The sequence below is a fragment of the Paenibacillus sp. 01T431 genome (genome assembly GCF_056398625.1).
On sequence record NZ_JBFTPT010000005.1, the window covers coordinates 48019 to 69452 of the forward strand.

General features: G+C 44.3%; 21 protein-coding genes. 13 read left to right on the top strand and 8 right to left on the bottom strand.

Features of this window, described 5'->3' with window-relative positions; all coding sequences use genetic code 11:
• Positions 1 to 73: 73 nt before the first annotated feature.
• The 3 genes from AC1DM9_RS10270 to AC1DM9_RS10280 form a co-directional block, all read right to left on the bottom strand.
• Complete coding sequence (locus AC1DM9_RS10270; RefSeq protein ID WP_477579858.1) at positions 74 to 1567, bottom strand: ABC transporter substrate-binding protein; 1494 nt, start codon at positions 1565 to 1567, stop codon at positions 74 to 76.
• 87 nt (positions 1568 to 1654) lie between these two features.
• On the bottom strand, positions 1655 to 2584 hold the full coding sequence (locus tag AC1DM9_RS10275; protein ID WP_477579860.1) for a carbohydrate ABC transporter permease: 930 nt from the start codon (positions 2582 to 2584) through the stop codon (positions 1655 to 1657).
• A gap of 12 nt (positions 2585 to 2596) precedes the next feature.
• The gene (locus AC1DM9_RS10280) at positions 2597 to 3553 is read right to left on the bottom strand and encodes an ABC transporter permease (protein ID WP_076270575.1); all 957 of its coding nucleotides are present in this window, start codon (positions 3551 to 3553) and stop codon (positions 2597 to 2599) included.
• A gap of 168 nt (positions 3554 to 3721) precedes the next feature.
• On the opposite strand from AC1DM9_RS10280, the gene AC1DM9_RS10285 reads away from it, so the two are divergent.
• Positions 3722 to 4129, top strand: a complete 408-nt coding sequence (locus AC1DM9_RS10285; protein ID WP_477579862.1) for a hypothetical protein — start codon at positions 3722 to 3724, stop codon at positions 4127 to 4129.
• Positions 4130 to 4425: 296 nt separating this feature from the next.
• On the opposite strand, the gene AC1DM9_RS10290 is transcribed toward AC1DM9_RS10285, so the two are convergent.
• Positions 4426 to 5301 carry an AraC family transcriptional regulator gene (locus AC1DM9_RS10290; protein ID WP_477579864.1) on the bottom strand — a complete coding sequence of 292 codons (876 nt, stop codon included), beginning with the start codon at positions 5299 to 5301 and terminating at the stop codon, positions 4426 to 4428.
• A gap of 143 nt (positions 5302 to 5444) precedes the next feature.
• Between AC1DM9_RS10290 and AC1DM9_RS10295 the strand changes: the two genes are divergently transcribed.
• From AC1DM9_RS10295 to AC1DM9_RS10310, 4 genes are all read left to right on the top strand, one after another.
• A complete protein-coding gene (locus AC1DM9_RS10295; RefSeq protein ID WP_477579866.1) occupies positions 5445 to 8039 on the top strand; it encodes a GH116 family glycosyl-hydrolase in 2595 nt (864 codons plus the stop codon).
• Positions 8040 to 8457: 418 nt separating this feature from the next.
• Positions 8458 to 10587, top strand: coding sequence for a GMC family oxidoreductase (locus AC1DM9_RS10300; RefSeq protein WP_477579868.1), 2130 nt, complete (start codon positions 8458 to 8460; stop codon positions 10585 to 10587).
• 130 nt (positions 10588 to 10717) lie between these two features.
• Positions 10718 to 11179, top strand: coding sequence for a GNAT family N-acetyltransferase (locus AC1DM9_RS10305; protein ID WP_477579870.1), 462 nt, complete (start codon positions 10718 to 10720; stop codon positions 11177 to 11179).
• 168 nt (positions 11180 to 11347) lie between these two features.
• Positions 11348 to 12493 carry a low temperature requirement protein A gene (locus AC1DM9_RS10310; RefSeq protein WP_477551652.1) on the top strand — a complete coding sequence of 382 codons (1146 nt, stop codon included), beginning with the start codon at positions 11348 to 11350 and terminating at the stop codon, positions 12491 to 12493.
• A 52-nt stretch (positions 12494 to 12545) separates the two neighbouring features.
• On the opposite strand, the gene AC1DM9_RS10315 is transcribed toward AC1DM9_RS10310, so the two are convergent.
• Together AC1DM9_RS10315 and pdxR are read right to left on the bottom strand one after the other, a co-directional pair.
• Positions 12546 to 13892 (bottom strand): VWA domain-containing protein, encoded by a 1347-nt coding sequence (locus AC1DM9_RS10315; RefSeq protein ID WP_477551651.1) that lies wholly within the window; start codon positions 13890 to 13892, stop codon positions 12546 to 12548.
• A gap of 208 nt (positions 13893 to 14100) precedes the next feature.
• Complete coding sequence (gene pdxR, locus AC1DM9_RS10320) at positions 14101 to 15606, bottom strand: MocR-like pyridoxine biosynthesis transcription factor PdxR (protein ID WP_441881889.1); 1506 nt, start codon at positions 15604 to 15606, stop codon at positions 14101 to 14103.
• A gap of 175 nt (positions 15607 to 15781) precedes the next feature.
• Here pdxR and AC1DM9_RS10325 point away from each other — a divergent pair, with 175 nt between their 5' ends.
• From AC1DM9_RS10325 to def, 7 genes are all read left to right on the top strand, one after another.
• The gene (locus AC1DM9_RS10325) at positions 15782 to 16366 is read left to right on the top strand and encodes a GNAT family N-acetyltransferase (protein WP_441881892.1); all 585 of its coding nucleotides are present in this window, start codon (positions 15782 to 15784) and stop codon (positions 16364 to 16366) included.
• Positions 16367 to 16470: 104 nt separating this feature from the next.
• A complete protein-coding gene (locus tag AC1DM9_RS10330; RefSeq protein WP_477579872.1) occupies positions 16471 to 16815 on the top strand; it encodes a hypothetical protein in 345 nt (114 codons plus the stop codon).
• The gene (locus AC1DM9_RS10335; protein WP_441882197.1) at positions 16802 to 17287 is read left to right on the top strand and encodes a nitroreductase family protein; all 486 of its coding nucleotides are present in this window, start codon (positions 16802 to 16804) and stop codon (positions 17285 to 17287) included. Before AC1DM9_RS10330 ends, AC1DM9_RS10335 begins: the two co-directional genes overlap by 14 nt.
• 173 nt (positions 17288 to 17460) lie before the next feature.
• Positions 17461 to 18117 carry a GNAT family N-acetyltransferase gene (locus AC1DM9_RS10340; RefSeq protein WP_441881898.1) on the top strand — a complete coding sequence of 219 codons (657 nt, stop codon included), beginning with the start codon at positions 17461 to 17463 and terminating at the stop codon, positions 18115 to 18117.
• A gap of 140 nt (positions 18118 to 18257) precedes the next feature.
• Positions 18258 to 18659: a hypothetical protein gene (locus AC1DM9_RS10345; protein WP_441881901.1), complete on the top strand. Its 402-nt coding sequence runs from the start codon at positions 18258 to 18260 to the stop codon at positions 18657 to 18659.
• A 217-nt stretch (positions 18660 to 18876) separates the two neighbouring features.
• On the top strand, positions 18877 to 19119 hold the full coding sequence (locus tag AC1DM9_RS10350; protein WP_076270562.1) for a helix-turn-helix domain-containing protein: 243 nt from the start codon (positions 18877 to 18879) through the stop codon (positions 19117 to 19119).
• A gap of 3 nt (positions 19120 to 19122) precedes the next feature.
• On the top strand, positions 19123 to 19641 hold the full coding sequence (gene def, locus AC1DM9_RS10355) for a peptide deformylase (RefSeq protein WP_477579874.1): 519 nt from the start codon (positions 19123 to 19125) through the stop codon (positions 19639 to 19641).
• A gap of 127 nt (positions 19642 to 19768) precedes the next feature.
• Here def and AC1DM9_RS10360 read toward each other — a convergent pair whose 3' ends face one another.
• Positions 19769 to 20248 carry a GAF domain-containing protein gene (locus tag AC1DM9_RS10360; RefSeq protein WP_339208422.1) on the bottom strand — a complete coding sequence of 160 codons (480 nt, stop codon included), beginning with the start codon at positions 20246 to 20248 and terminating at the stop codon, positions 19769 to 19771.
• A 177-nt stretch (positions 20249 to 20425) separates the two neighbouring features.
• Here AC1DM9_RS10360 and AC1DM9_RS10365 point away from each other — a divergent pair, with 177 nt between their 5' ends.
• Positions 20426 to 20578 (top strand): hypothetical protein, encoded by a 153-nt coding sequence (locus tag AC1DM9_RS10365; RefSeq protein WP_339208423.1) that lies wholly within the window; start codon positions 20426 to 20428, stop codon positions 20576 to 20578.
• Between the two features lie 108 nt (positions 20579 to 20686).
• Here the strand turns inward: AC1DM9_RS10365 and AC1DM9_RS10370 are convergent, their stop codons facing one another.
• Complete coding sequence (locus tag AC1DM9_RS10370) at positions 20687 to 21256, bottom strand: SGNH/GDSL hydrolase family protein (RefSeq protein WP_441881909.1); 570 nt, start codon at positions 21254 to 21256, stop codon at positions 20687 to 20689.
• Positions 21257 to 21434: the final 178 nt, after the last annotated feature.

Genomic DNA, 21434 nt, shown 5'->3' on the forward strand with positions numbered 1-21434 from the left:
CTTCATAGATAGCAAGAAATAAGCATCCCATACAGAGTGTCTCAATAGGGGATGCTTATTTAACTTACTTAACTTACTTGAAGTAGTTATTAATTTGCTCTTGAGCCGCTTTCATAATCGTGTCCATGCCAGCAGACTTTAATTCAGCAGTAATTTTCGGAATCATTTTCTCCGGATCGGATGCGCCTGTAATGAGTTCATATTTGTATTTATCCCATACGGATTGGCAATTTGCCACTTCAGTCTGAAGATTGCTGATGTCCAGTGCGAAACCTAGTACAGTGGAGGATGTCGCTGCGTCATTCAGCTTTTTAACTTGATCCCATTGATCCTCAGGAGCACCTTTGGTAACTGCTAGATTAAAGAATGTACCTTGGGAGTATGCAGCCAGCGGCCAAGTATCAGAAGTACGCTCGATAACCTTTTCGCCATCCACATTTTTGTAATCTACGTCTAACTCGCCGAATGCAAGCATATTGCGTAGTTTTGGATCAGTGTTGACTAATTCGAGGTACTTCAATGCTTCTTTCTTATATTTCGAATTCGCAGAAATCGCATTTAAGGAGCCTTGGATCGTGCTTGTTGTATAAATAGGGCCAAAGTGTTGAACCATATCATATTTTTCAACAGCATCATTGATTTGCCAGCTTACTTCTGCACCTGGAAAAGCCTGGGCTGCAAAGAATGGTCTGCCTTTTTCATTCTCTGTTTTAGTCGGAGCATCTGGGTTGATGATGCCATCTTGGTACCATTTATGCAGGAGCTTCAGATCGGCCATAACATCAGGCTGCTCAAGAACAGAAACAACCGTGCGTGATGCATCATCAGCTTTTACGCCAACTGGAGTGAAGCCTAGTGTTAAATCATCATAATTGTTAAAGAAACCATTCAAGCCTTCACCTTGCGTCATCGGCAATGGGTAGAAGCTTTTGCCTTCGCCGGACTTGATGTTGTGAAGAGGTTGATCAAGATCCTGCAGGGTTTTGATGTTGTTGATATCAATATTGTATTTTTGCACGTATTTATCATCGTACACCCAATATTGCGTTAGTGCCGAATCCTTATAAGTAGGAACGGAATAATATTTGCCGCCAATTTTCGTGCCATCCCAAACCTTTTCAGGAATCAATTTGTATAAGTCAGGCGCATCACTTTGAACTAAATCAGTGATATCGGCAAAAGCTCCCATAGCCACTTGCTTGCTGTATTTACCGCTGTTTGTGAACATAATGTCGAAGGGTTCGCCAGTATTCACAATTGTGTTGATTTTGGTATCCCATTCACCCCAGCTGGCTACTTTGATGTCAATTTTCACACCAATTTTTTCCGCTGTATATTCATTCATGGCATCAATCGCTTTGCCGAAGTTATTAGGCACTTGGCCGCCGATCGTCCACCAGATGAGCGTCGGAATATCCTTGCTTGGTGTTTCGCTGTCCTTTGGTGCGTCTGTCGTTGACGGAGCATTTGTTGCAGCAGGTGAGTTCGAGCCGGAGCAGGCTGCTAAGCCACTCACCAGTAGTGTGAGAATACAAAGCGTAGAGATAAACTTCCAAGATTTCTTCATTTCATTTCCCCCTTATTGAAGTTGTGTCACCGTAAGCGTTGTACAGTGATCTATCATAAACCAAGCAGGCTTGGTTTATTTCGTTGATTATCCTTTAACTGCGCCAATCGTTAACCCGGAAATGAAATATTTCTGGAAGAACGGATAGGCGAAGGCTACAGGCAGAACAATGATAATCGCTACAGCCATGCGGGCAGATTCCTTAGGCATCGTTGCGACGAGCACGGCATAGCTAACGCCCATACTTGCAGCGTTTTTGGCAAGCGCATCGACATTGCTCATCAAGCTGTTAAGCAGTGCCTGCAAAGAATATAGGTTCTGGTTGTTGATGTATAACATCGATTGAAACCAGTCATTCCAATAAGAGAAGCAGAGAAAGAGTCCAATGGTTGCAATGACCGGCAGGGAAATCGGCAGAATGATGGAGAAAAAGATTCGCAGCTGGCTCGCACCATCAATTTCAGCAGATTCAATCAGCCCGTCAGGAATCGTGCTTTTAAAGAAGGTTTTACAAATGATAACGTTAAAAGAAGAGACGGCAAGCGGCAGAATAAGTGCCCAGACGCTGTCTTTTAGTCCTAATAGATTAGTATTAATGAAGTAGCTGGAAACCAGACCGCCATTGAATATCATAGGAATGAAAACGACCCAAGTTAGAAAGCCCTTCAGTTTGTAGTTTGGGCGAGAAAGGACATAGCCCATGGAGGTGGTAAGAAATATACCGAGCACAGTACCAACCACCGTAACAAGAGCGGATACGCCGAGCGCTCGCAAAATCATCGTTCCTTGCTTGATCACATAAGCGTATGCTTCGCCTGATAATGCAACCGGCAATATATGATATCCTGTCTCACGTATGGAGTCCTCACTGGAAAGTGAAATGGACAGCACTACAATTACGGGTATGACGCAGATCAGCGCCAAGACGATAAAGATCAGGTTGAAAAATAGGTTTACAACGTTGCTTGTACGGTTGAATTTCTCAAGACCTGTTTCGTAAGTCTTTCTCGTTGACATGGTCTTACCTCCTTACATCATCGCGCTATCTGGATCGATTTTGCGAACAATCCAATTAGCGATTAGAATAGTTGCACAACCCAGAACGGACTGTACGAATGCGGCAGCAGCTGCCATTCCTAAGGTAGCGGATTTCAGTTGTTTATACACCATGACATCGATGGTGGTAGACACGTTAAACAATGAATTGGAATCTCGCGTGACCTGAAAGAACAAGCCGAAATCGGTGTAGAATATACGTCCAACTGATAGAATGAACAGCATGACGATAACGAGTTTGAGCATTGGCAATGTAATAAAACGTGTTTGCTGCCATATGGAAGCGCCATCAATTACAGCTGCTTCATAGTACGTGCTGTCAAGGCTTGTGATGGTTGCCAAATAAATGACCATGCCATAACCTAAGCCTTTCCATACATTTAAGAGAATTAGAATGTACGGCCAGTAAGCCGGCTCCATGTACCAGTTAACAGGATCGCCGCCCATGTTGACGAGCAATTGATTAAGAATCCCTTTATCAAAGCTTAGGAACGCCCAGCCTACAGCAGATACGACAACCCAAGATAAGAAATAAGGGAGGAACATCATCGTCTGATAGACTTTGCTTGCTTTGCGGCTGTGGAGCAGCCCGATCATAATAGCGAAGAGAACGGGCAACACAATACCTAGAACGATAAAAATAATGTTGTATCCAATGGTGTTTCGAATAATGATCCAAGCGTCATTTGACTTGAATAAGAACTCAAAGTTTTTGAAGCCTACCCAAGGACTATTAAATACATTGCTCAAAAACCCGCCGCTAATTTTGAAGTTTTTGAAGGCAATAATGATCCCGAACATAGGTAAGAAACAAAACAGGATGTACCATATCGTTGTAGGCAATGCCAAGAGGGTGAGTTCCGTATCCTGCTTGTGCCAACGAATTCGTAAGCGCTTTCTTTTATCTTGAAGTTCAACTGTCGATTTCATGCCTTTTACTCCTTTCGGTGTCTTCTCGGATGTGTTGCACTTGTTAAGCTCATTGTATAATAGGAGGATTTGATGCTTCTAGATAACAAACTTGATACTATAGTCAACAAACGTTAGATTCGATCATTCTGTTTTACAGAACTTTAAGAATGGACTCAAGAACAGGACATGGATGAGATGGACGCGCTGGGCACTTCCATCTCGGCATCTGCTGGTGTCCCTGCTATTGGTACCCTCGTACATGATAGCGACTTGCTCTTCATGCGTCTGTACCGGAATGGCAGGATGGCCGATACGATAATCAATGACTTGGATCTATTCAACGAGATGTTCGAGGGGAGTCGTCCCCGAAAACGGAACGGGCTGCCTTCAAAATGGGCTGAGGTTTGTTCACCTGGTGTGAACCCTGTGGAACTAAAGGCGATTTGGGAGAAAGAAAGGGTCTTTGCTGAAGACGCGCTGGCGCTGGCGGCGGAGCTGCTGGATATTCCAGCTGATGCGGCAATGCGGGGTTATGAGACGGATTCAGATTTTAACCAACATACGAAGGTACTTCATTTGCGAAACGCAAATTAAGGGATACCACAGAAATGTCCTTTCCCGATGGCTATATACAGATGATGAATCCAGAGACAGCTGCCAAGCTAGGCCTCATGCGTAAATGGATGGACAGTTTTTATCAAAATGGCTATTCGTTTCAGCTTTCGTTTACATGAAAAAGGGTGGGCAAATCCGATCTATTCATTGCATTTTTTCCGAGAGAGATTGGGAAAGGCCAGCTGGTTAAAAGCTTGCCAGTATTTATTGGTGTAAAACCGGATAAAGGTTCAAGTTAAAGAAAAAAGATTGGTACGGACAGGCGGCAAATGTAGTTAATGACGTCGTTCCTGATCATAGTTCCTTTTGAAATAACCGGGATTGACCCCAGTTATGGACTTGAAAGTTTTGGATAAGTGATGAACATCAGTGAAACCGCAATATTCACTCGTCTGCTGCAGGGACATGCCTTCCTTCAACAGCTCCTGAGCATGCTGGATACGCAAGTTCAGTAAGTATTGATAAGGTGTCATATTAAATTGTTTCTTGAATAGTACTGTGAATCGAGAGGGAGAAAGGTCTGCTCTTTTGGCCATATCACTAACATTGATAGGTTCTGAGATGCGAAACGCTAAATAGGACGTAATCCAGTTCAAGAAAGGACGACGAGATGACGAGGCAGCTTGTGGCTTCATGTAACTTTTGAAAATCACGGTCAGAAATTCATAAGCCAGCTGATTGGCTTCCATGATGCCTAGATAGGTTTGTGACTGCCAGCATTCGATGATCTTGAAGACGAGGTCACGCAGCTTAACGGAGTGCGGAGTTTCAAGTTTAAATGGAATGAGTAAGGAGTCGCATTCATGCAATCTAGGTTGTGTGTAGGTGGAGTAGGGGGACATGTCCAATTGTCCTGGTCGCGTGATAAAGCTCTTATCTTTCTCTGAATTATAAAAGAAATCCAGATGCACGTAAGGATTGATCGTATCGGTAATGCCTTTGATTGTATGTACATCTCCGGGCTGAAGCAAACAGAGATCTCCTGCTTTCAAGAGATGAACGTTACCGTTGACCTCGATTTCGAACGAACCCTCCTGCACGTAAAAAATGATATAATCCAGCAAATTGCGCTCGCCTAGGAAAAAGGGCGGACGGATCGCATAATCTGATTCGCGAACATAAGGAGCGATGGTGTAGCCCTCTAATTTCATCGTAATCTGCCTCTTTCATTATAAAATAATCGTTTTATACATAAAAAATAGATCTTATATATACAGGAATAAAGCTTATATTCCATTAAGATGAAGGTAGATTGTTGTTCAAGTATACCATGATCTTAAGGGAGGGTATAAGCGTGAAAAAGGCGTATAAGGGTACTAAAATGAGAGAAATAAGTTTTCCGCTTGGAGGAATCGGCAGCGGAAGCATCGGTCTTGCAGGCAATGGCCGGTTGGTGGACTGGGAAATATTCAACCGTCCGAACAAGAAGAGTTTCAACGGTTTTAGCCACTTCGCAATAAAGGCGGAGCGGGAGGGAAAAGTGCTGGATGCGCGGGTGTTGAACGGCGATTTGCAAGCGCCTTACGTCGGTGAGCATCTTCGCGGAGCACCGCTTCATAGCGGATACGGATTCGGACCAGAAAGCCAGACGATGGCGGGTATGCCGCATTTTCGGGAGGTGGAATTCAGGGGCGAATTCCCGTTGGCAGGCATGTCATTCGCGGAAATCGATTTCCCCGGGCGCGTCGAATTAGTGGCCTTTAATCCGTTCATACCGCTCCAAGAGGATGACTCAAGTCTTCCCGCGGCATTTTTTGAGTGGGAAATTGAAAATACAAATCATGAAACGATTGCGTACACGTTATGCCTCTCGGCTGGCAACCCCATTCCGACGGAAAAGGTAAATCACCGATACAGCATGATGGAAGGCACCGAAGGCGAATGCATACACATGATTAAGCTAAGCTCTGACCAGCATGACAATGCGCACGCTCAGTTCGGCGATATCACTCTGTCAACTGATGCACCAGATGTCAGCTACCAAGAATTCTGGTATCGCGGCGGCTGGTGCGACAATCTCGAGATGTTCTGGCATGATTTCACGCAGCAAGGACGTTTGCAAAATCGGCAGTATCCCGTGACTGAGCCGCCTTTGGTTCGCAAAGACACGGCATCACTTGCCGCTCATATTGAGCTGAAGCCCGGAGAAAAGAGAAAGATTCGGTTCACGATCAGTTGGAACTTTCCAAACGTGGAGAACTATTGGAATCCCAATCCGCTAGGCTCTAACAGCTGGAAAAATTATTACGCGACGCTGTTTGAGGATTCCAGCGCATGCGCGAAATATGCTTTTGATCATTGGGATCGTCTTTACAGTGCGACCGTTAGGTTCAAAGATGCGTTGTTCTCATCGACGGTGCCAGATGTCGTCAAGGATGCAGTGTCCGCAAATTTATCCGTGGTCAAAACGGCAACAACACTACGTCTAACCGATGGTTCCTTCTATGGATTCGAAGGCAGCATCGAAGATACTGGCTGTTGCGAAGGTTCCTGTACGCATGTATGGAATTATGCTTATGCACTGCCCTTCCTGTTCCCACGCCTAGAGCGCAGCATGCGGGATTTAGATTTTAAATACAACAAACGTGACGACGGGAGAATGTCATTCCGGTTAATGCTCCCGCTCGGACGCGAGCGGATGGATTCCCGTGCTTGCGCGGATGGCCAATTCGGCGGCGTTATTAAAGCTTATCGAGATTGGAAAATATCGGGCAATACAGAGTGGCTTACATCCGTCTGGCCAGAAATTAAGCAAAGCATTACGTACGCTTGGGCCGATACTAACGAGGACAAATGGGATCCAGATAAAACGGGCGTATTGTCAGGCAGGCAGCATCACACTCTTGACATGGAGCTATACGGACCGAATGCTTGGCTGTGCGGATTTTACTTAGCGGCCCTTAAAGCGGGAGCGGAGATGGCGGCATTCTTGGGTGATAGTGAAACTGCTGACGAATTTGACAGCCTGTTTCGATCGGGGAAACGATGGATCGACGAGCATCTGTTCAACGGTGAGTACTACGTGCAACAAGTCGATTTATCGGATAAATCGCTGCTCGATAAATTCGACACGGATACCGTCAGCACGTATTGGAACAATGAACGAGGGGAAATCAAATACCAGATTGGGGAAGGCTGCGTCATTGACCAAGTCATTGCACAATGGCACGCTAATTTATGCGGTTTGGGCGAAATTTTCGATAAGGAACAGATGCGTACAGCTTTGAAGTCGTTGTATCGGTATAATTTCAAATCCAGCATGAGGCGGGAAGCGAATACTTGGCGCTTGTACTCTCTTAACGACGAGGGCGGACTCGTGATCTGCACTTGGCCAGAGGGCCGACATAAGCCGGCGATTCCGCTGACTTATAACTCGGAGACGATGACCGGCTTCGAATACCAAGCGGCTGCGCACATGATTCAAGAGAGTTTCATCGATGAGGGGGTTTCCATTGTTCAAGCGATCCGGGAGCGTTACGACGGCGAGAAACGCAATCCGTGGAACGAGATCGAATGCGGCAGCAACTACGCGAGATCTATGGCAAGTTACTCCTTGCTGCAAGCCTTCAGCGGCTTCGAATATGACATGGTCGAAGGCATGATCGGATTCAAACCTGTTCAGTCGGATGTGGATAAGTTTCGAACGTTATGGTCGCTTGACATGGGCTGGGGCGTCTACGAGCAAAACGAGACACAGACTCAGCTGCAATTACTGGGCGGCAAGCTGGTCTTGAAATCGATTGGATTACCCAAAGATAGAATTGAAACGATTAAACAAATCGAATTAGGCGATGCTAGTTTGGCTTATATCATCGTAGAAGATAGGATTCATTTTGAACCGCCGATTATCATTGATGAGGGAAACATGCTTGTAATTAAGCATGCTTAGAGGCAAGAAGTTTAGCTTTAACCAGTCTGACAGAACGTATCCTAATTAAGTTACTCATCTCGGCCAGAGTGGCATTTGAATGTATGCTTCATATGCGTTTTAACATCTAGAAAAGCTCTAGTTTATGGGCATTTGCGAACTTAAGCCTATAACCACTGTTCTCAGAAACGGTGGTTTTTTGTTTTATATTAATTTTAATCATTAGGAATAGTAGCTCACTATTTTTGAATGAACTAAGAATGAAAAACACTTGAACAACTCAGTGAAAAGTATAATATGGAAATGAAGCTATATTTAATAAGAACTTGGGGACTGCGTGAAGCAAGCTGGTAAGGTATCGTTGTGCAAATAAAGGAGGGGCGTGCATGAGGATGAGTCAAGACGCTGCTGTTAAAAGCCAATGGGTGGTGGAGGTTCGATGAGGATTGACGATCAAGAGTATATTTCGAGCGAGCTTCTTTTAATTTTGGAAGCGGTTGCAGATCAACTGATTCCAGGAGATGCATGGCCGTCGGCGACCGATGGAGGAGTTATAGCATACCTGAAACGTATTGCTGCTCAGGATACCGCTGCCTGGACGGATCTAATAGAACCAGGACTTCGTGCATTGGAAGCAGAGGCATTAGCTCTCCATGACCAACCTTTTTCGGAACTATCGCCTCATGAGAAGGATCGATTGTTGCGCGACGTTGAGCATGATTCTTTTGGCGGCTGGCCTGTTTCATCCAAACGTTTCTTTGACACTTTATTGTGTCTGGTCGTTGAAGGATACTATGGAAGCCCGGAGCTTGGCGGGAATAGTGAAGGAAGATCATGGGAAATGATCGGGTTTCGTCCGGGGACTGTCCCGGAAAGCATTGACACGGTCCCAGAAATAGATTTACCGCAAAAAAACTTCGATCAGCTTTGGGAGCAATATGATGTGGTCATCATAGGTGCTGGCGCTGGCGGCTCGGTAGCGGCGGCTGTATTAGCTGAATCAGGGCTTCAAGTTCTCGTTATTGAGCGTGGAAGCTGGCTTCGTTACAGTCAGGTAGGCAGTGATCATTTGCGCAACCATCGTTTTAGCAAATATGGTCATAACACTGGACCAGGAATGGAAGGCAGCCCTCGTACGATTCTATTGGCGGGCGGAGATGAGCGAATTACGTCGCCTATTGATGGGGACTATCATAATAATGCAATGACGCTGGGTGGAGGGACACGGGTTTACGGAGCGCAGGCATGGCGATTTCATCCAGATGACTTCCGCATGGCGAGTCGCTATGGAATACCAGATGGGAGCTCGCTGAGCGATTGGCCGATTAGCTATGAAGAACTTGAACCGTATTACATGCAGGCGGAGTGGGAAGTTGGCGTCTCTGGTGATGGGAATGCCCATTCTGGACGCGGGAAGCGACGACAGGATTATCCAATGCCAGCGCTGTCACGTACGCTGGAGGCAGAACGTCTAGCAAGAGCAGCAGAAAAGTTGGGATGGGAAGCGGGTCCGGTGCCGCTGCTCATCAACTCCGTTGATAGGGATGGTCGGCCAGCTTGCGGCCGGTGCGGACAGTGTGTTGGATTTGCCTGCCCGACCAATAGCAAGAATGGCGGGCATAATACGATGTTAGTGAGGGCAATCGCAACTGGTAACTGCGACCTGATCTGTGATACCACTGTGGAGCGCATTGAAACCGAGGGTGGAAAACATGCTACCGGGGTTCGTCTCGTGCAGCAATTGGAGGGCTCAATCCAGCGACGGATAATACGTGCGGGGCATGTTGTAGTTGCCGCCGGAGCTATCGAAAGCGCACGCCTCCTTCTCAACTCGGCAACGGAATCAGAACCGGATGGAATAGGCAATCGGAGCGGACAAGTAGGAAGAAACCTTCAAGGCCATGTCTACTCTGGTGCTTACGGCCTCTTTGATGAACCGATTCAAGACGGTCTTGGTCCGGGAGTGAGCATTGCTACTTTCCGCTTTGACCATAGTAACGAGGGCATTATCGGGGGAGGGTTGCTTGCTAACGAGTTCACTCGGTTGCCGCTTATTCACTGGTATCGAGCGCTTGCCCCGAATGCGGCGCGATGGGGGAGCGCAGGCAAGGAAACCATGCGGCAGAGCTTCTTGCGCACCAGCCAAATTCAGGGGCCGATCCAAGAGATCCCGAGCGCGGAATCCCGAGTGCGGCTATCGAATGCGGTAAAGGATCGCTTTGGCATACCTGTTGCTCAGCTCTCGGGTAGCGTCCATCCTGAGTCGCTGCGAGCTTCAGCCATGCTGGGAGAGCAAGCAGAGAAGTGGCTCTGGGCTGCTGGGGCAAGTGAAGTTTGGCAAACTCGGGCAGGTGGCGGGCTTAGCGCCGGACAGCATCAGGCAGGTACACTTCGCATGGGCAATGACCCTTCTACTTCCGTCACTGATCCCTCTGGTCGTGTACATGGATACGACAATCTCTGGGTGAGCGACGGATCTGTTCACGTAACCAATGGCGGTGTTAACCCGGTGTTGACGATCATGGCTTTAGCTTTCCGTACTGCAGAGAACCTCGTGAAACAAGGGTAGCGAAAAATTAGAGAAGCATAGTAAAAAAACGAATCATAAAAGACTCGCTAAACCCTCGGATGGTCATCTTGCTATCAGAGAAGCGTAGTGGAAGAACTGCATCTGTGAAGTTCAAAAAAGGGAGGTAATCATGTCCATTATACGCCTTGCTACCCTGGAAGATATCGATGAACTTGTTCGAATGCGCTGGGAGTTCTCGGAAGAGGAGAACTGCGATATTACACTAAACTACGAGGAGTTCCATCAGACTTGTTATGAATTCTTAGTTAAAGCAATGAAAAGCGGAGACTGGTATATTTGGGTAGCAGAAGATTCAGGAAGCATAGTGTCACATATGTATCTTCAACTCATTCATAAGGTACCGAGACCCGGTAAATCCCCGGACCCTTATTATGGATACGTGACCAACGTATATACGCGACCTGCATTTAGAAATAAAGGAATTGGCAGCGACATTCAATTGGCCATGGAGCATTGGTCAAAAGAAAATAAAGTCGAGTTCCTTTTGGTTTGGCCGAGCAGCAATAGTGTGCAATTTTACTCCAAAAATGGTTTCTTTCGCTGCGATGAAGCGATGGAAAAGCATTTTTAATTTTATAATAAGAGCAGGAGCTGCGATAGCCTGCTCTTCTTTTTTTTGCTCGATCAGAAAATAATCAGATTTCTCTATTCGTATTCGTCCACATCCGCTAAGATGGGTTAGTACTTAAAAAGATTGATAGCGGGGGTTCAGCACCCCAATCGAAAAGGAGCACTAACCATGATTAAGCAAGTATTAGGATTACAACAGAAAGAAGGATCTGCTGAAAAGAAGGTTACCTGGCTGGAATTGTTTTATGATTTGCTTTTTGTAGCGGCAGTTTCAAAAGCAGCTCATGTGCTGCTGCATGTCGAGAATGGCACCATTCCAGTAGAATACTTAGGGAAATTTGTTCTAATCTTTGTTCCAATCTGGTGGGCTTGGGTGGGGCAGTCGCTTTTTGTAAATCGCTTCGGACAAGATGTCTTGTCTCACAGAATATTTCTGATTTTACAATTATTTTTTGTATTAATAATGACGGCTAGCTTATCGGTTGATTTTGATCAATATTATGTTTCATTTTTAATAGGCTATATTGGTTTAAGAGCTATGACGGCCATTCAATATTTAGCGGTACATAAGACAGAAGAAGCACATAAAAAAATCACTGCTCAGTATTTAGGGAGTCGCTTTTGGATTGGTTTGGTCATATCTGCATCATCATTATTTTTTGACTCGTGGATACGTTATGCCGTTTTGTATGCTGGAATAGCTGTAGACATATTGCTGCCTTTAATCGGTCGAAAATATTTAGTGAAAAGCCCGGTAAATACTCATCATTTATTAGAACGCTTCTCACTGTTTACCCTTATTCTGCTTGGCGAATCCGTAATCAGCATACTAGCTGTATTGCAGTCCAGCAACTGGACGTGGCAATCTATCTTATTTGCGTTAATTACTTTTGTGTTAATCATCGCTATGTGGTGGCAATATTTTGATAACGTCGAGAAGAAAGTAAACAAATCAATAGAGACTGCAGGACAAACGATTATTTATGGACATTTATTCATTTATTTATCGATGTGTATGATCGCAGCTTCGATTCAGTTGTTATTTTTGAAACAATTAGATTATTTATTTATGTTAGGTTATATGTTTGGATCTGTATTGCTCTACTTTTTTTCAACCTCATTAGTTTTCCATAAGTATAGACATGAACATCAAAGATTGGGCATATCACATTTAATGCTTTTCTTAGGGTTGCTAGTCGCTTTTTTTACAGTGGATTTGTTTCTTGTACTTCCCAATTACATAATCATTGGAGAAGTGATGGTGTTTTTTGTTGTATATGCAAAATTAACAACGCAAAACGTGAAAAAGCCATGAGCACGGATCATTGCTGAACGGTGCTCATGACTATCGACTTGTCTGCTGCTTGCTATGGGCTGATGATACCTTTGGCCCGAGCGTCTTTCAGCCACTGCGGGTATTCATTGAATAGTCGATCATACAGATCCTCGTCACTAACTTGGTCCAAATCATCCAGCGCAAAAAAATCGGCGTTATCGAGTACTCGTCCCCTCAAATCATCGAGCTTGCGCAGCACGCCGAAGTCGGCATTACCGAGGCCGACAAATTGCCAAAATATATTTTGACCGGAGCTATCAATAAGCAGCTTCGAAATTTTCTTCGTTTCATAGATGCCGCCATCACTGAAGAAGACTATATAGGTTGGCATTTTTGAAGGCTCTTCTTGTGTATACTTCTTGATTATATCGGCCATAACGAGAGGTTCATTATTACCAGCGCCGAGTCCACCAAATAGGCGAGGGGCCGGATATGTATTTTTAACGTAATTTTCGTATTCATTTTCGTTTACGCTCTTCATTCGTTGACTCTTCGAGGCAAAGAACCAGACATCCATCATGCCATCGTCATCCATGCTTGCAGCAACTGCAAGTACCCGCTCAAAGGCTCGCTGCACGACGCCTTTTTCGTAGAGAGCATACATGGATCCAGAGGCGTCGAATATAACAGCTACGCGTGCTTTTTGCTGATCGATATTTTTTTTGCGAAGCGATATAGCCACCTTTTGCTTCAACAAATCAATTTTGTTCAAATTAATTTTAGATGGCGCAGCACTTGCCGAGGAACTCGCTGCGCCTGAGCGTGCAGCTTTGATTTCGGATACAGCTTTTGAGCGTGCTTGATCGGCTTGAATCGTCGGAACTGCAGGGGATGGGGGACTGCTTGTATCTTCTTCCTCAGCAACGTTTACGCCATGAGCTTCTGCGAGCGGTTTCAAACCACCGTGGAAACCTTTGCCAACCGCACGAAGCTTAAAGCCGCTTGAATGCAGGTACAGCTCGGCGAGCACTAGTGAGGTTTCAGCATTTCCTTCTGTTATTTCATATACAACTTTATTCACCGAGGTTTCGGCAGTGATTTGGCATCCCTTTACATCTGCGAACGTTCCTGGTCCATCAAGGGTGATCGCAAATACGCATTTTTGAACCTTCGATGACTGGAGGGCTGTAAGATTAATGATAAATTCACTATTCCATTTGTCTTGTGGAGTGAATTGCACGATGCGCCCGGGATCCGCAGGCTGGTTATAAAATACGAAATAATCATCGGATGAAACTTTACCGTCAGAGCCTACCATAAAGCAGCTGACATCGAGCTCTGCTGGCGAATTCTTGCAGGAAATGGAAACCTTCACTGTGGCCGCCTCGCCAAGTGGAGCATTAGCGCCTGTTATTAATTTAATCGTAGAAGTACTCATACGTTCACTCTCCTTGTCTCGTACTGAGAATGTGAGGGATAACCTGCATATTATGGAAACCTTACGCTGTAATGGTTGAATTATATCATAGGTTTGAATAGAGAACTATTTTAATAGATAGGTGTAATTTAATAGATTATCCATGCTTAACAATCAATCTGATTAGCTTGGTTTGGTGTCCGGTGAGAATGGGTTTGGTTGTTGGAATTTAAAATGTTGATTCTATGTGCTTCCAAGCTTTGCTCATTCTTTCTATCCCGACTGTCAAATCATCGTCAGTGAGGTGGGAAAAGCCGAGGCTTATGCCAATCCGATTACGGTTCGTTCGATCTTTCACCCACTCGACGCCTGCTTCCCTGCAAGCCTTCTCAAAAGCATCATAATCCTCTTGTGCTCCTGTCCACCAACCGAATATATGCAAACCTGCATCTCCCTCAACCCAGCGAATCGGAATGGTCAATCGTTTCAACGCGTCGCGCAAAAGAGTGAATTTGTGGCTGTATATTCGCTTCATTCGTCTCAAATGCCGTTCATACAGCCCGCTATTCATGAACGAGGCGAGTGCCCGCTGCTCAAGAATTGCGCTTGGATGCGGCTCATATAACGCCTTTGCTCTAGCAAAGGGCACGACTAAAACTCTCGGCAGAACAACAAAACCAAGCCTTATATCCGTCATCATCGTTTTGGAAAATGTTCCTGTGTATATGACGAGATCAGCTGAAGTTTCCAAACTTTTGAGCGTCTCAATCGGTTTGCCTCGGTGGCGGAATTCACTGTCATATTCATCCTCGACGATAAATGCACTCTGATCAGCGGCCCATTGGAGCAGCTGCTGCCTTCGCTCCATGTTCAACACAGCCCCCGTTGGGTATTGGCGATTCGGTGTAACAAAAAGCAGCTTGGCATTCCACGGTTGCGGAACTAGTCCTTGATCGTCAACTTCACCTTCAATCAACATTGCTCCTGAAGCAAGCACAGCTTTCCGAATCCCATAATAACCGGGGCTTTCGGCTACGACGGCATCCCCAGAGCCTGCTAAAAGCTGTGTCAACAAGGCAATTGCTTGCATCGATCCGTTTACGATCGCAATTTGCTCCGAATTAGCAACAATACCCCGATAGCGCTGAAGATGCTTAGCGATGGCTTCGCGCAAAGTTTCCACACCAAGCGGCTTGTGTGCATCGATATTAGCTTTTTCTGTCATTTTCCTTGTTTCATCATACAGGCACCGATTCCAGTCTTCCTTCGAAAACGAGCTCATGTCGGTTATTCCCAGTTGAAAGGATATTTTCTCGGAACATTTTGAATGCTCTGAACCATCATTTACTAATGTCTGATGGCTATCCGTCCCATCAATGTGGGTATCTGTTTCCCTGACATGAACTGCCATGCCTGCAATCCGCTCCCCCCATTCAGACAATTGTATTTCTCTCTTGGCAAAAGGGAGCAAAGAAAGGTTCGTAGTCTGATAACTAACGTATGTTCCGCTGCCGGTCATGGGAGCCACATAGCCTTCAGCTGCGAGTGCTTCAAGTACATTCGAAACTGTACCGCGTGAAAATCCATACATCCTCGCTAGTTCCCGGCTAGAAGGAAGCTTATCCCCATGGACAAGCTTGCCTTCCATCAAAGCATCCCGCAGCGCATGGTACAACATCTCATATTTGGTGGTGTAACGTTCCTTATACGGCTCTAAAGCTAAATAAATAGTCATGTTTGCTTACCTGCCGTTTCTAAAGTGGTCTAATGAAATGGATCGAAAATGGATCTATTACTAATCCGATATGCATCATATAATGACAACAATCTCACATTTCAAGTAAACAAGCAATACGGAATCCACACCATAACAGAGATACTATTCTTATATAAAATCGGAGGTCACGGTAATGAATACAGAAAAAAACACATTGCAAGGAACGCGCGCAAAGCTGACCTTGTTGGAGGAGCATCATGCTGACATGCTGCTGGAAGCGGCAAAGGACACACCGATTTGGGGTGTGTCTTTGAAAGGGATTTCTTCGTTAGCTGATGCCGAGCAGTATATTGGGCAAGCCAAAAAAGAAGAGGCAGCGGGAACCTGCATTCCTTTTGTTATATGGGATCAGGTACAGAATAAAATTGTTGGGAGTACCCGATTTTTCGATATTTCAGCAGAGCATCGCGGTTTGGAAATCGGCTACACCTGGATGAACCCCAGCGTTTGGCGGACAAGGGTGAATACCGAATGCAAATATTTGCTGCTGCGCGAAGCATTCGACAATCACAACATGATCAGAGTACAGCTTAAAGCGGATCTTCGTAATACGAGGTCACAGGCAGCTATTGAGCGCATCGGTGGCATTCGAGAAGGGGTGCTGCGCAACCATCGCGTGTTAAGTGACGGCTATATTCGCGATACAGTAATGTACAGCATTACGAATCAGGAATGGCCGTCGGTTAAGGCAAGGCTGGAGTCTTATCTCTCTAAATAAAAATGGTAAACAAATAATTTCTTGACAGCTCACTTCGAGTCGGTATACATTTGTATACATAAACCGTTTGTATACAAATGTATACAACTTGAGGAGGAGTAACGATGCGCGAGGGAAGACACGGACACATAGGGCATCACGAACACAGAGGACACAGAGATCGGGGACTTGAACACGACGGTAGAAGACATGAGCGTACTATAAGCGCTCAAACCTTTCGCCGAGGCAGAGCGATTGCATTCCTGGAGAGACTTCAAACGAAGCGCTCAACTTTACTGCATCAACTGAATCAGCCAGAATACGACGCCATCAAACTAGTTATAAGCGGTGAATTAAAAGCTACGGATGCGATTATTCAGGAGTTTATCCAGTCGTTTGAGCTTCGCGAAGCAGCTCCTGAAAGCGACAATAACAGGATTGGAGAAGATGAAAAAAATGACAGTAACTGAAGCAATCAGAGCCCGTAGAAGTATCAAATCATTCAGTTCTCAGCCCATTTCCGAAAGTGATTTGATTTCTTGGCTAGAGACTGCCAGCTATGCGCCAAACCATCGCTTTAACGAGCCTTGGGAGCTCCTGTTTATTGGACCAGAAACAAGAACTAAATTAAATCATAAAACGGACTTTGGCAAAGCGCCTGTCGTTATTGGAGTATTGTCTAAACCAGGTTCGACTTCATTTGAACGCGACGAGAATGTTATGGCTGTCTCATGTTTTGTACAGAACTTCTTATTAGCCGCTCATGAAGCTGGTGTTGGTATGTATTGGGCTTCTCTGGGGGCTTTGGCTCATAACCGCACCATTTTAGATGTGCCGGAAGATTACGATGTTATTGGTGTATTTGGAATTGGTTATCCAGCAGAAGTTCCAAATACTAAGCCAAGAACATCAATTGCTTCCAAGATTACGTATCTCTCTTAAAAATAAACCTCTCTACAGTATTGCTTGTCTGTGGGGAGTTTTTTTGTCATTAGTGAATGATCTAAAGCAAGAAATATTCACTTTGACTAACCAATTCGTAACGTTATATTTAAAGCAATTCCACAAATTGAATTTCAAACAACAAATAATTAATATATAAAGGTTGTGATTCCATGCTAACGCCAGTCACCCTTCGAGGGAATCTAGTCCATCTCGAACCAATGACAATGGACCACGTCGATGATCTCTGCTCCGCAGCCTCGGAAGATCGGTCACTTTATACGTATACGAATGTGCCAAATGGGCGGGTGGATACCGAACGATACATAGAGTGTGCATTAATGTCCTACGAGAAAGGCCGTGCAGTGCCATTTGTGGTCCGTCATATTGAAACAGGGCGTATTGTAGGAACTACAAGATTTCTGGATTTAGAAGTTTTCTCATGGCCGCCTCCATGGCCTCCAGGCGTTGCGAGTGGACCATCGCCTTCGGATGAGAAACCGCCAACCGTGGCCGAAATCGGCAGCACTTGGTATGCAGCATCAGTTATTCGTTCAGGAGTTAATACACAATCTAAGCTTCTTCTGCTTACCCATGCGTTTGAAACGTGGAAGGCGACTAGAATTTCGCTCAAAACAGATGCTCGCAATTTGCGTTCTCGTTCAGCGATATTACGGCTTGGTGCTGCTTTTGAAGGTATTCGAAGGGCACATGTCCCTGCAAGTGATGGGGGTATTAGAGATACAGCTTATTATTCGATACTTGCCGAGGAATGGCCAGGGGTGCGAGCCAATCTTCAAGAACGGCTTCAAAGAGGATTAAATCGTTGATATTTTAGCAAATGTCGCATGTGAAAATAAACTGAACAAATAATATGCTGAAAAACGAGTTCCCAAACGATCAATTCAGCATATCTGAACTTGAAAAACAGTACATTCAGATGAAGGCAAGCAAGATAGGAGGGAAACGAATGTGGAAACCGTATCAAGAAATACTGAATCATGAGGCGGATTTTAGGGTTAAATATAGGTTCTATTCTCATGAAGAAGGGGGCAGGAAGAAGCCTGTATTTCAAGGTTTACGCACTGATTTCTTTTATGATCTTAAGGATAGCAAGGAAGGTGTTTTTTCTGCTATATTTCCAGAGTTTGAAGACGAACATGGAAATATTATATTAAATGATGCTAGACCTGTACCAATAGAAGGTACTGCCAAAATGTGGATTATTTTCTCTCAAATGAGAAGAGAAGTTCATGTGAATAATATTAAAATCGGATTGATAGGTTATTTCATGGATGGTCCGAAGAAAGTAGCGATTGCGGAAATTATTGAGATTTTAGGGCTGCATTCTAATGCGGAATTCATAAAATAACAAATGATCTTCAATTGAAAAGTGATTTTTTAAAATATAACCTCTCTAGCGTGAAGGTACACGGTGTAGAGGTTTTTTGTGTTTTTTGTAGTCAAGAGTGTTGAACAAAAAGAGTGAGCTAATTTGTTGAGAAAATTTGACTTTAATGATACTCTAAATTTAGGCAGTGCCTAATTATTTTAGTTGCTGCCTAATGTGGTGTCGAGGGGTGTTTAACTTGCTTGAATGGATGCTCAGAAAAATGATGGCTGATCGAGGAATATGGACGGGTGCAGCACTGGCTCGCCTGCTAGAGGATAAGGCTAACTATAACCTTTCTGCTCCTTCAATCAGTGCTCTAATATCAGGGAAACCGAAGCAAATGAAGGCTGAAACGTTAGATGCACTTTGTACTGCTTTAGAATGTAAACCTAATGATCTATGGGTACATACCCCAACTTTGCAAGTAAAGGAGGCTTAGTTTGTGACTATAAAAGCAATTCTGCCTTTTGGTGATCCTGTTCTTCGAAAGAAAGCTAAGCCAATTGAAAGTATTACTCCGAAAATTTTAAAGCTTTTGGATGATTTGGCTGAAACACTCTACGATTCGAATGATGGGGCTGGTCTAGCTGCTCCTCAAATAGGCATTCTAAGAAGAGTGATTGTTATGGATTGTGGCGATGGGCTAATTGAACTGATTAACCCGGAGATCGTCTGTCAAAGCGGTGAACAAGTTGGCTCTGAAGGGTGTTTATCTCTTCCTGGATATTATGGCATAGTTAAAAGGTCACAACATGTGAAAGTGAAAACGTTAACTAGATCAGGTGAAGAGCTCGTTATTGAAGCAGAGGGTTTTCTGGCGAGATGCATACAACATGAGGTGGACCACTTAAATGGTACGCTTTATATAGATCTTATCCAAGAGAATTCTTTTTTTGTAGAGGGGACGAATGAACGGGCAGATCTTATCGAGGCATGCAAGTTATCCTATACGAATTTGTAATAGAGGATTGTTAAAATTCAAAGTTATTTCAACCTAAAACGAGCCACTAGAAGCGATTCTAGGGCTCGTTATTTTTTTGGATATGACCTTCAAGTTGCGGGTTATCGTTAAGACAGGCTATTTGGTATTACAAGTGCTGAATCAGTTGCTTAACGAGCTTCTCCAAGTAAAGCTGGTCAACCTCGTCAAAACGATTAAGCTCAGGGCTATCTATGTCGAGAACGCCGAACAACTCGTCGTTTATAATAATTGGAATAACGATTTCGGATTGGGATGCGGCATCACATGCGATATGTCCCGGAAACTCATGCACATTTCCAACTCTGACAGTCACTCTTTGGCTGGCAGCTTTCCCGCAAACGCCCCGATGTAGAGGAATGCGGACGCAAGCGGGTAATCCTTGAAAAGGTCCTAGGACTAGTTCTTCGCCCCGATACACGTAAAATCCAACCCAATTAATACGATCTAAAAATTGATTAAGCAATGCCGATGCATTGGAAAGGTTGGCAATTACATCAGATTCACCCTCCAGCAAAGCTTGAAGCTGCCGGATGGCCAAATCGTATTTTTGCTCCTTTGATCCTTCGTATTGTTCTGGATGAAACATCGTTCGACTCCTTTATTGTAAATGGGATTAGTTTATCATTTTTTGTTGTACATCACATTTTAGCATACTCCCTAATAAGATTTAAACATTTCGAAATAACAGGCAAATGAAGCAGTGGAAATCAAATGGATTAATTTTCAATGGGAGAACGCATACTAACAAAAAGGAGTGATTTTTATGGAAAATAATAAAGACAATCCAAAAAAAGACTACAAGCCAGACATTACGAATTACGATTATGTTTGGGGCAGTGACCAAGATGAATATGTGAAAAACGACCAACCAGCTGACGAAGCAACAAAGCAAGAAATTGAACTTTCGGAAAAATGATTTAATGGCACGTATATTTAAATCAGGAAGAAAAAAAGTCCCTATCTTTAGGGACTTTTTTTGCTATTCACACCGATGGTCATCGGTCATAAAAATCATTCAAATTGATCAACGATTAAAGATGATTTCGCCAATTTTTCGGTATCCTATGGAGTTGGGGTGAATCAAATCCTTAGACCAAAAGGTATTGTCTTCAGCCATTGGATGATTCCAGAAATCGATAGGCATTAATTTGTACTCGCTGCTAAGTGAACGAACGACTTCATTTGCTTGTAGCAGCTGTTCTTTTATTACTCGTTTTTTTTCATCAGGCAAAGGCAATCTAGCTGTAAAGTCGGGAAGATTTCCGATTATAACAGCAGCACCTGACTTGCTTAACCCATCTATCATGAGCTCCATTTCCGACTTATACTCATTGAAGTTCCAGCGGCCTTTTAAAATATCATTTGCGCCTGCGATTAGGCTGACTAAATCAGGCTCTAGTGCTAGAGCCTCTTCCAGCTGCTTTAAGCGAATCTCTTTGGTTATCAATCCACGTTTAGCCAAATTGGTGTATTTTAATGCGGGCTCATGCAGCTCGGCGAAGTGATGGACCCAGCTCTTTAATGGGGTCTCCTCAACTTCATCACCAATACCTTCCGTAAAGCTATCACCCATAGCTACAAAGTGTTTCCACATATCGGGCACCTCTTTCTATTTTATGTATACCTATAGTATAAGACATCGATGTAATGGAGTCGAAGACTAGATGAATCAAGCTATTGATTTATCTAGTCTTTTTTCTGTCCAAATGTTAAAAACGTCAATGTTGAAAGCACATGAAATCGCTTAACATTAAACTAGTGTTTGTATTGCA

Coding starts and splice junctions, on each gene's coding strand:
- AC1DM9_RS10270 (WP_477579858.1), bottom strand. CDS start 1,567: ATGAAGAAATCTTGGAAGTTTATCTCTACGCTTTGTATTCTCACACTA.
- AC1DM9_RS10275 (WP_477579860.1), bottom strand. CDS start 2,584: ATGTCAACGAGAAAGACTTACGAAACAGGTCTTGAGAAATTCAACCGT.
- AC1DM9_RS10280 (WP_076270575.1), bottom strand. CDS start 3,553: ATGAAATCGACAGTTGAACTTCAAGATAAAAGAAAGCGCTTACGAATT.
- AC1DM9_RS10285 (WP_477579862.1), top strand. CDS start 3,722: ATGGATGAGATGGACGCGCTGGGCACTTCCATCTCGGCATCTGCTGGT.
- AC1DM9_RS10290 (WP_477579864.1), bottom strand. CDS start 5,301: ATGAAATTAGAGGGCTACACCATCGCTCCTTATGTTCGCGAATCAGAT.
- AC1DM9_RS10300 (WP_477579868.1), top strand. CDS start 8,458: ATGAGGATTGACGATCAAGAGTATATTTCGAGCGAGCTTCTTTTAATT.
- AC1DM9_RS10305 (WP_477579870.1), top strand. CDS start 10,718: ATGTCCATTATACGCCTTGCTACCCTGGAAGATATCGATGAACTTGTT.
- AC1DM9_RS10310 (WP_477551652.1), top strand. CDS start 11,348: ATGATTAAGCAAGTATTAGGATTACAACAGAAAGAAGGATCTGCTGAA.
- AC1DM9_RS10315 (WP_477551651.1), bottom strand. CDS start 13,892: ATGAGTACTTCTACGATTAAATTAATAACAGGCGCTAATGCTCCACTT.
- pdxR (WP_441881889.1), bottom strand. CDS start 15,606: ATGACTATTTATTTAGCTTTAGAGCCGTATAAGGAACGTTACACCACC.
- AC1DM9_RS10325 (WP_441881892.1), top strand. CDS start 15,782: ATGAATACAGAAAAAAACACATTGCAAGGAACGCGCGCAAAGCTGACC.
- AC1DM9_RS10330 (WP_477579872.1), top strand. CDS start 16,471: ATGCGCGAGGGAAGACACGGACACATAGGGCATCACGAACACAGAGGA.
- AC1DM9_RS10335 (WP_441882197.1), top strand. CDS start 16,802: ATGACAGTAACTGAAGCAATCAGAGCCCGTAGAAGTATCAAATCATTC.
- AC1DM9_RS10340 (WP_441881898.1), top strand. CDS start 17,461: ATGCTAACGCCAGTCACCCTTCGAGGGAATCTAGTCCATCTCGAACCA.
- AC1DM9_RS10345 (WP_441881901.1), top strand. CDS start 18,258: ATGTGGAAACCGTATCAAGAAATACTGAATCATGAGGCGGATTTTAGG.
- AC1DM9_RS10360 (WP_339208422.1), bottom strand. CDS start 20,248: ATGTTTCATCCAGAACAATACGAAGGATCAAAGGAGCAAAAATACGAT.
- AC1DM9_RS10365 (WP_339208423.1), top strand. CDS start 20,426: ATGGAAAATAATAAAGACAATCCAAAAAAAGACTACAAGCCAGACATT.
- AC1DM9_RS10370 (WP_441881909.1), bottom strand. CDS start 21,256: ATGTGGAAACACTTTGTAGCTATGGGTGATAGCTTTACGGAAGGTATT.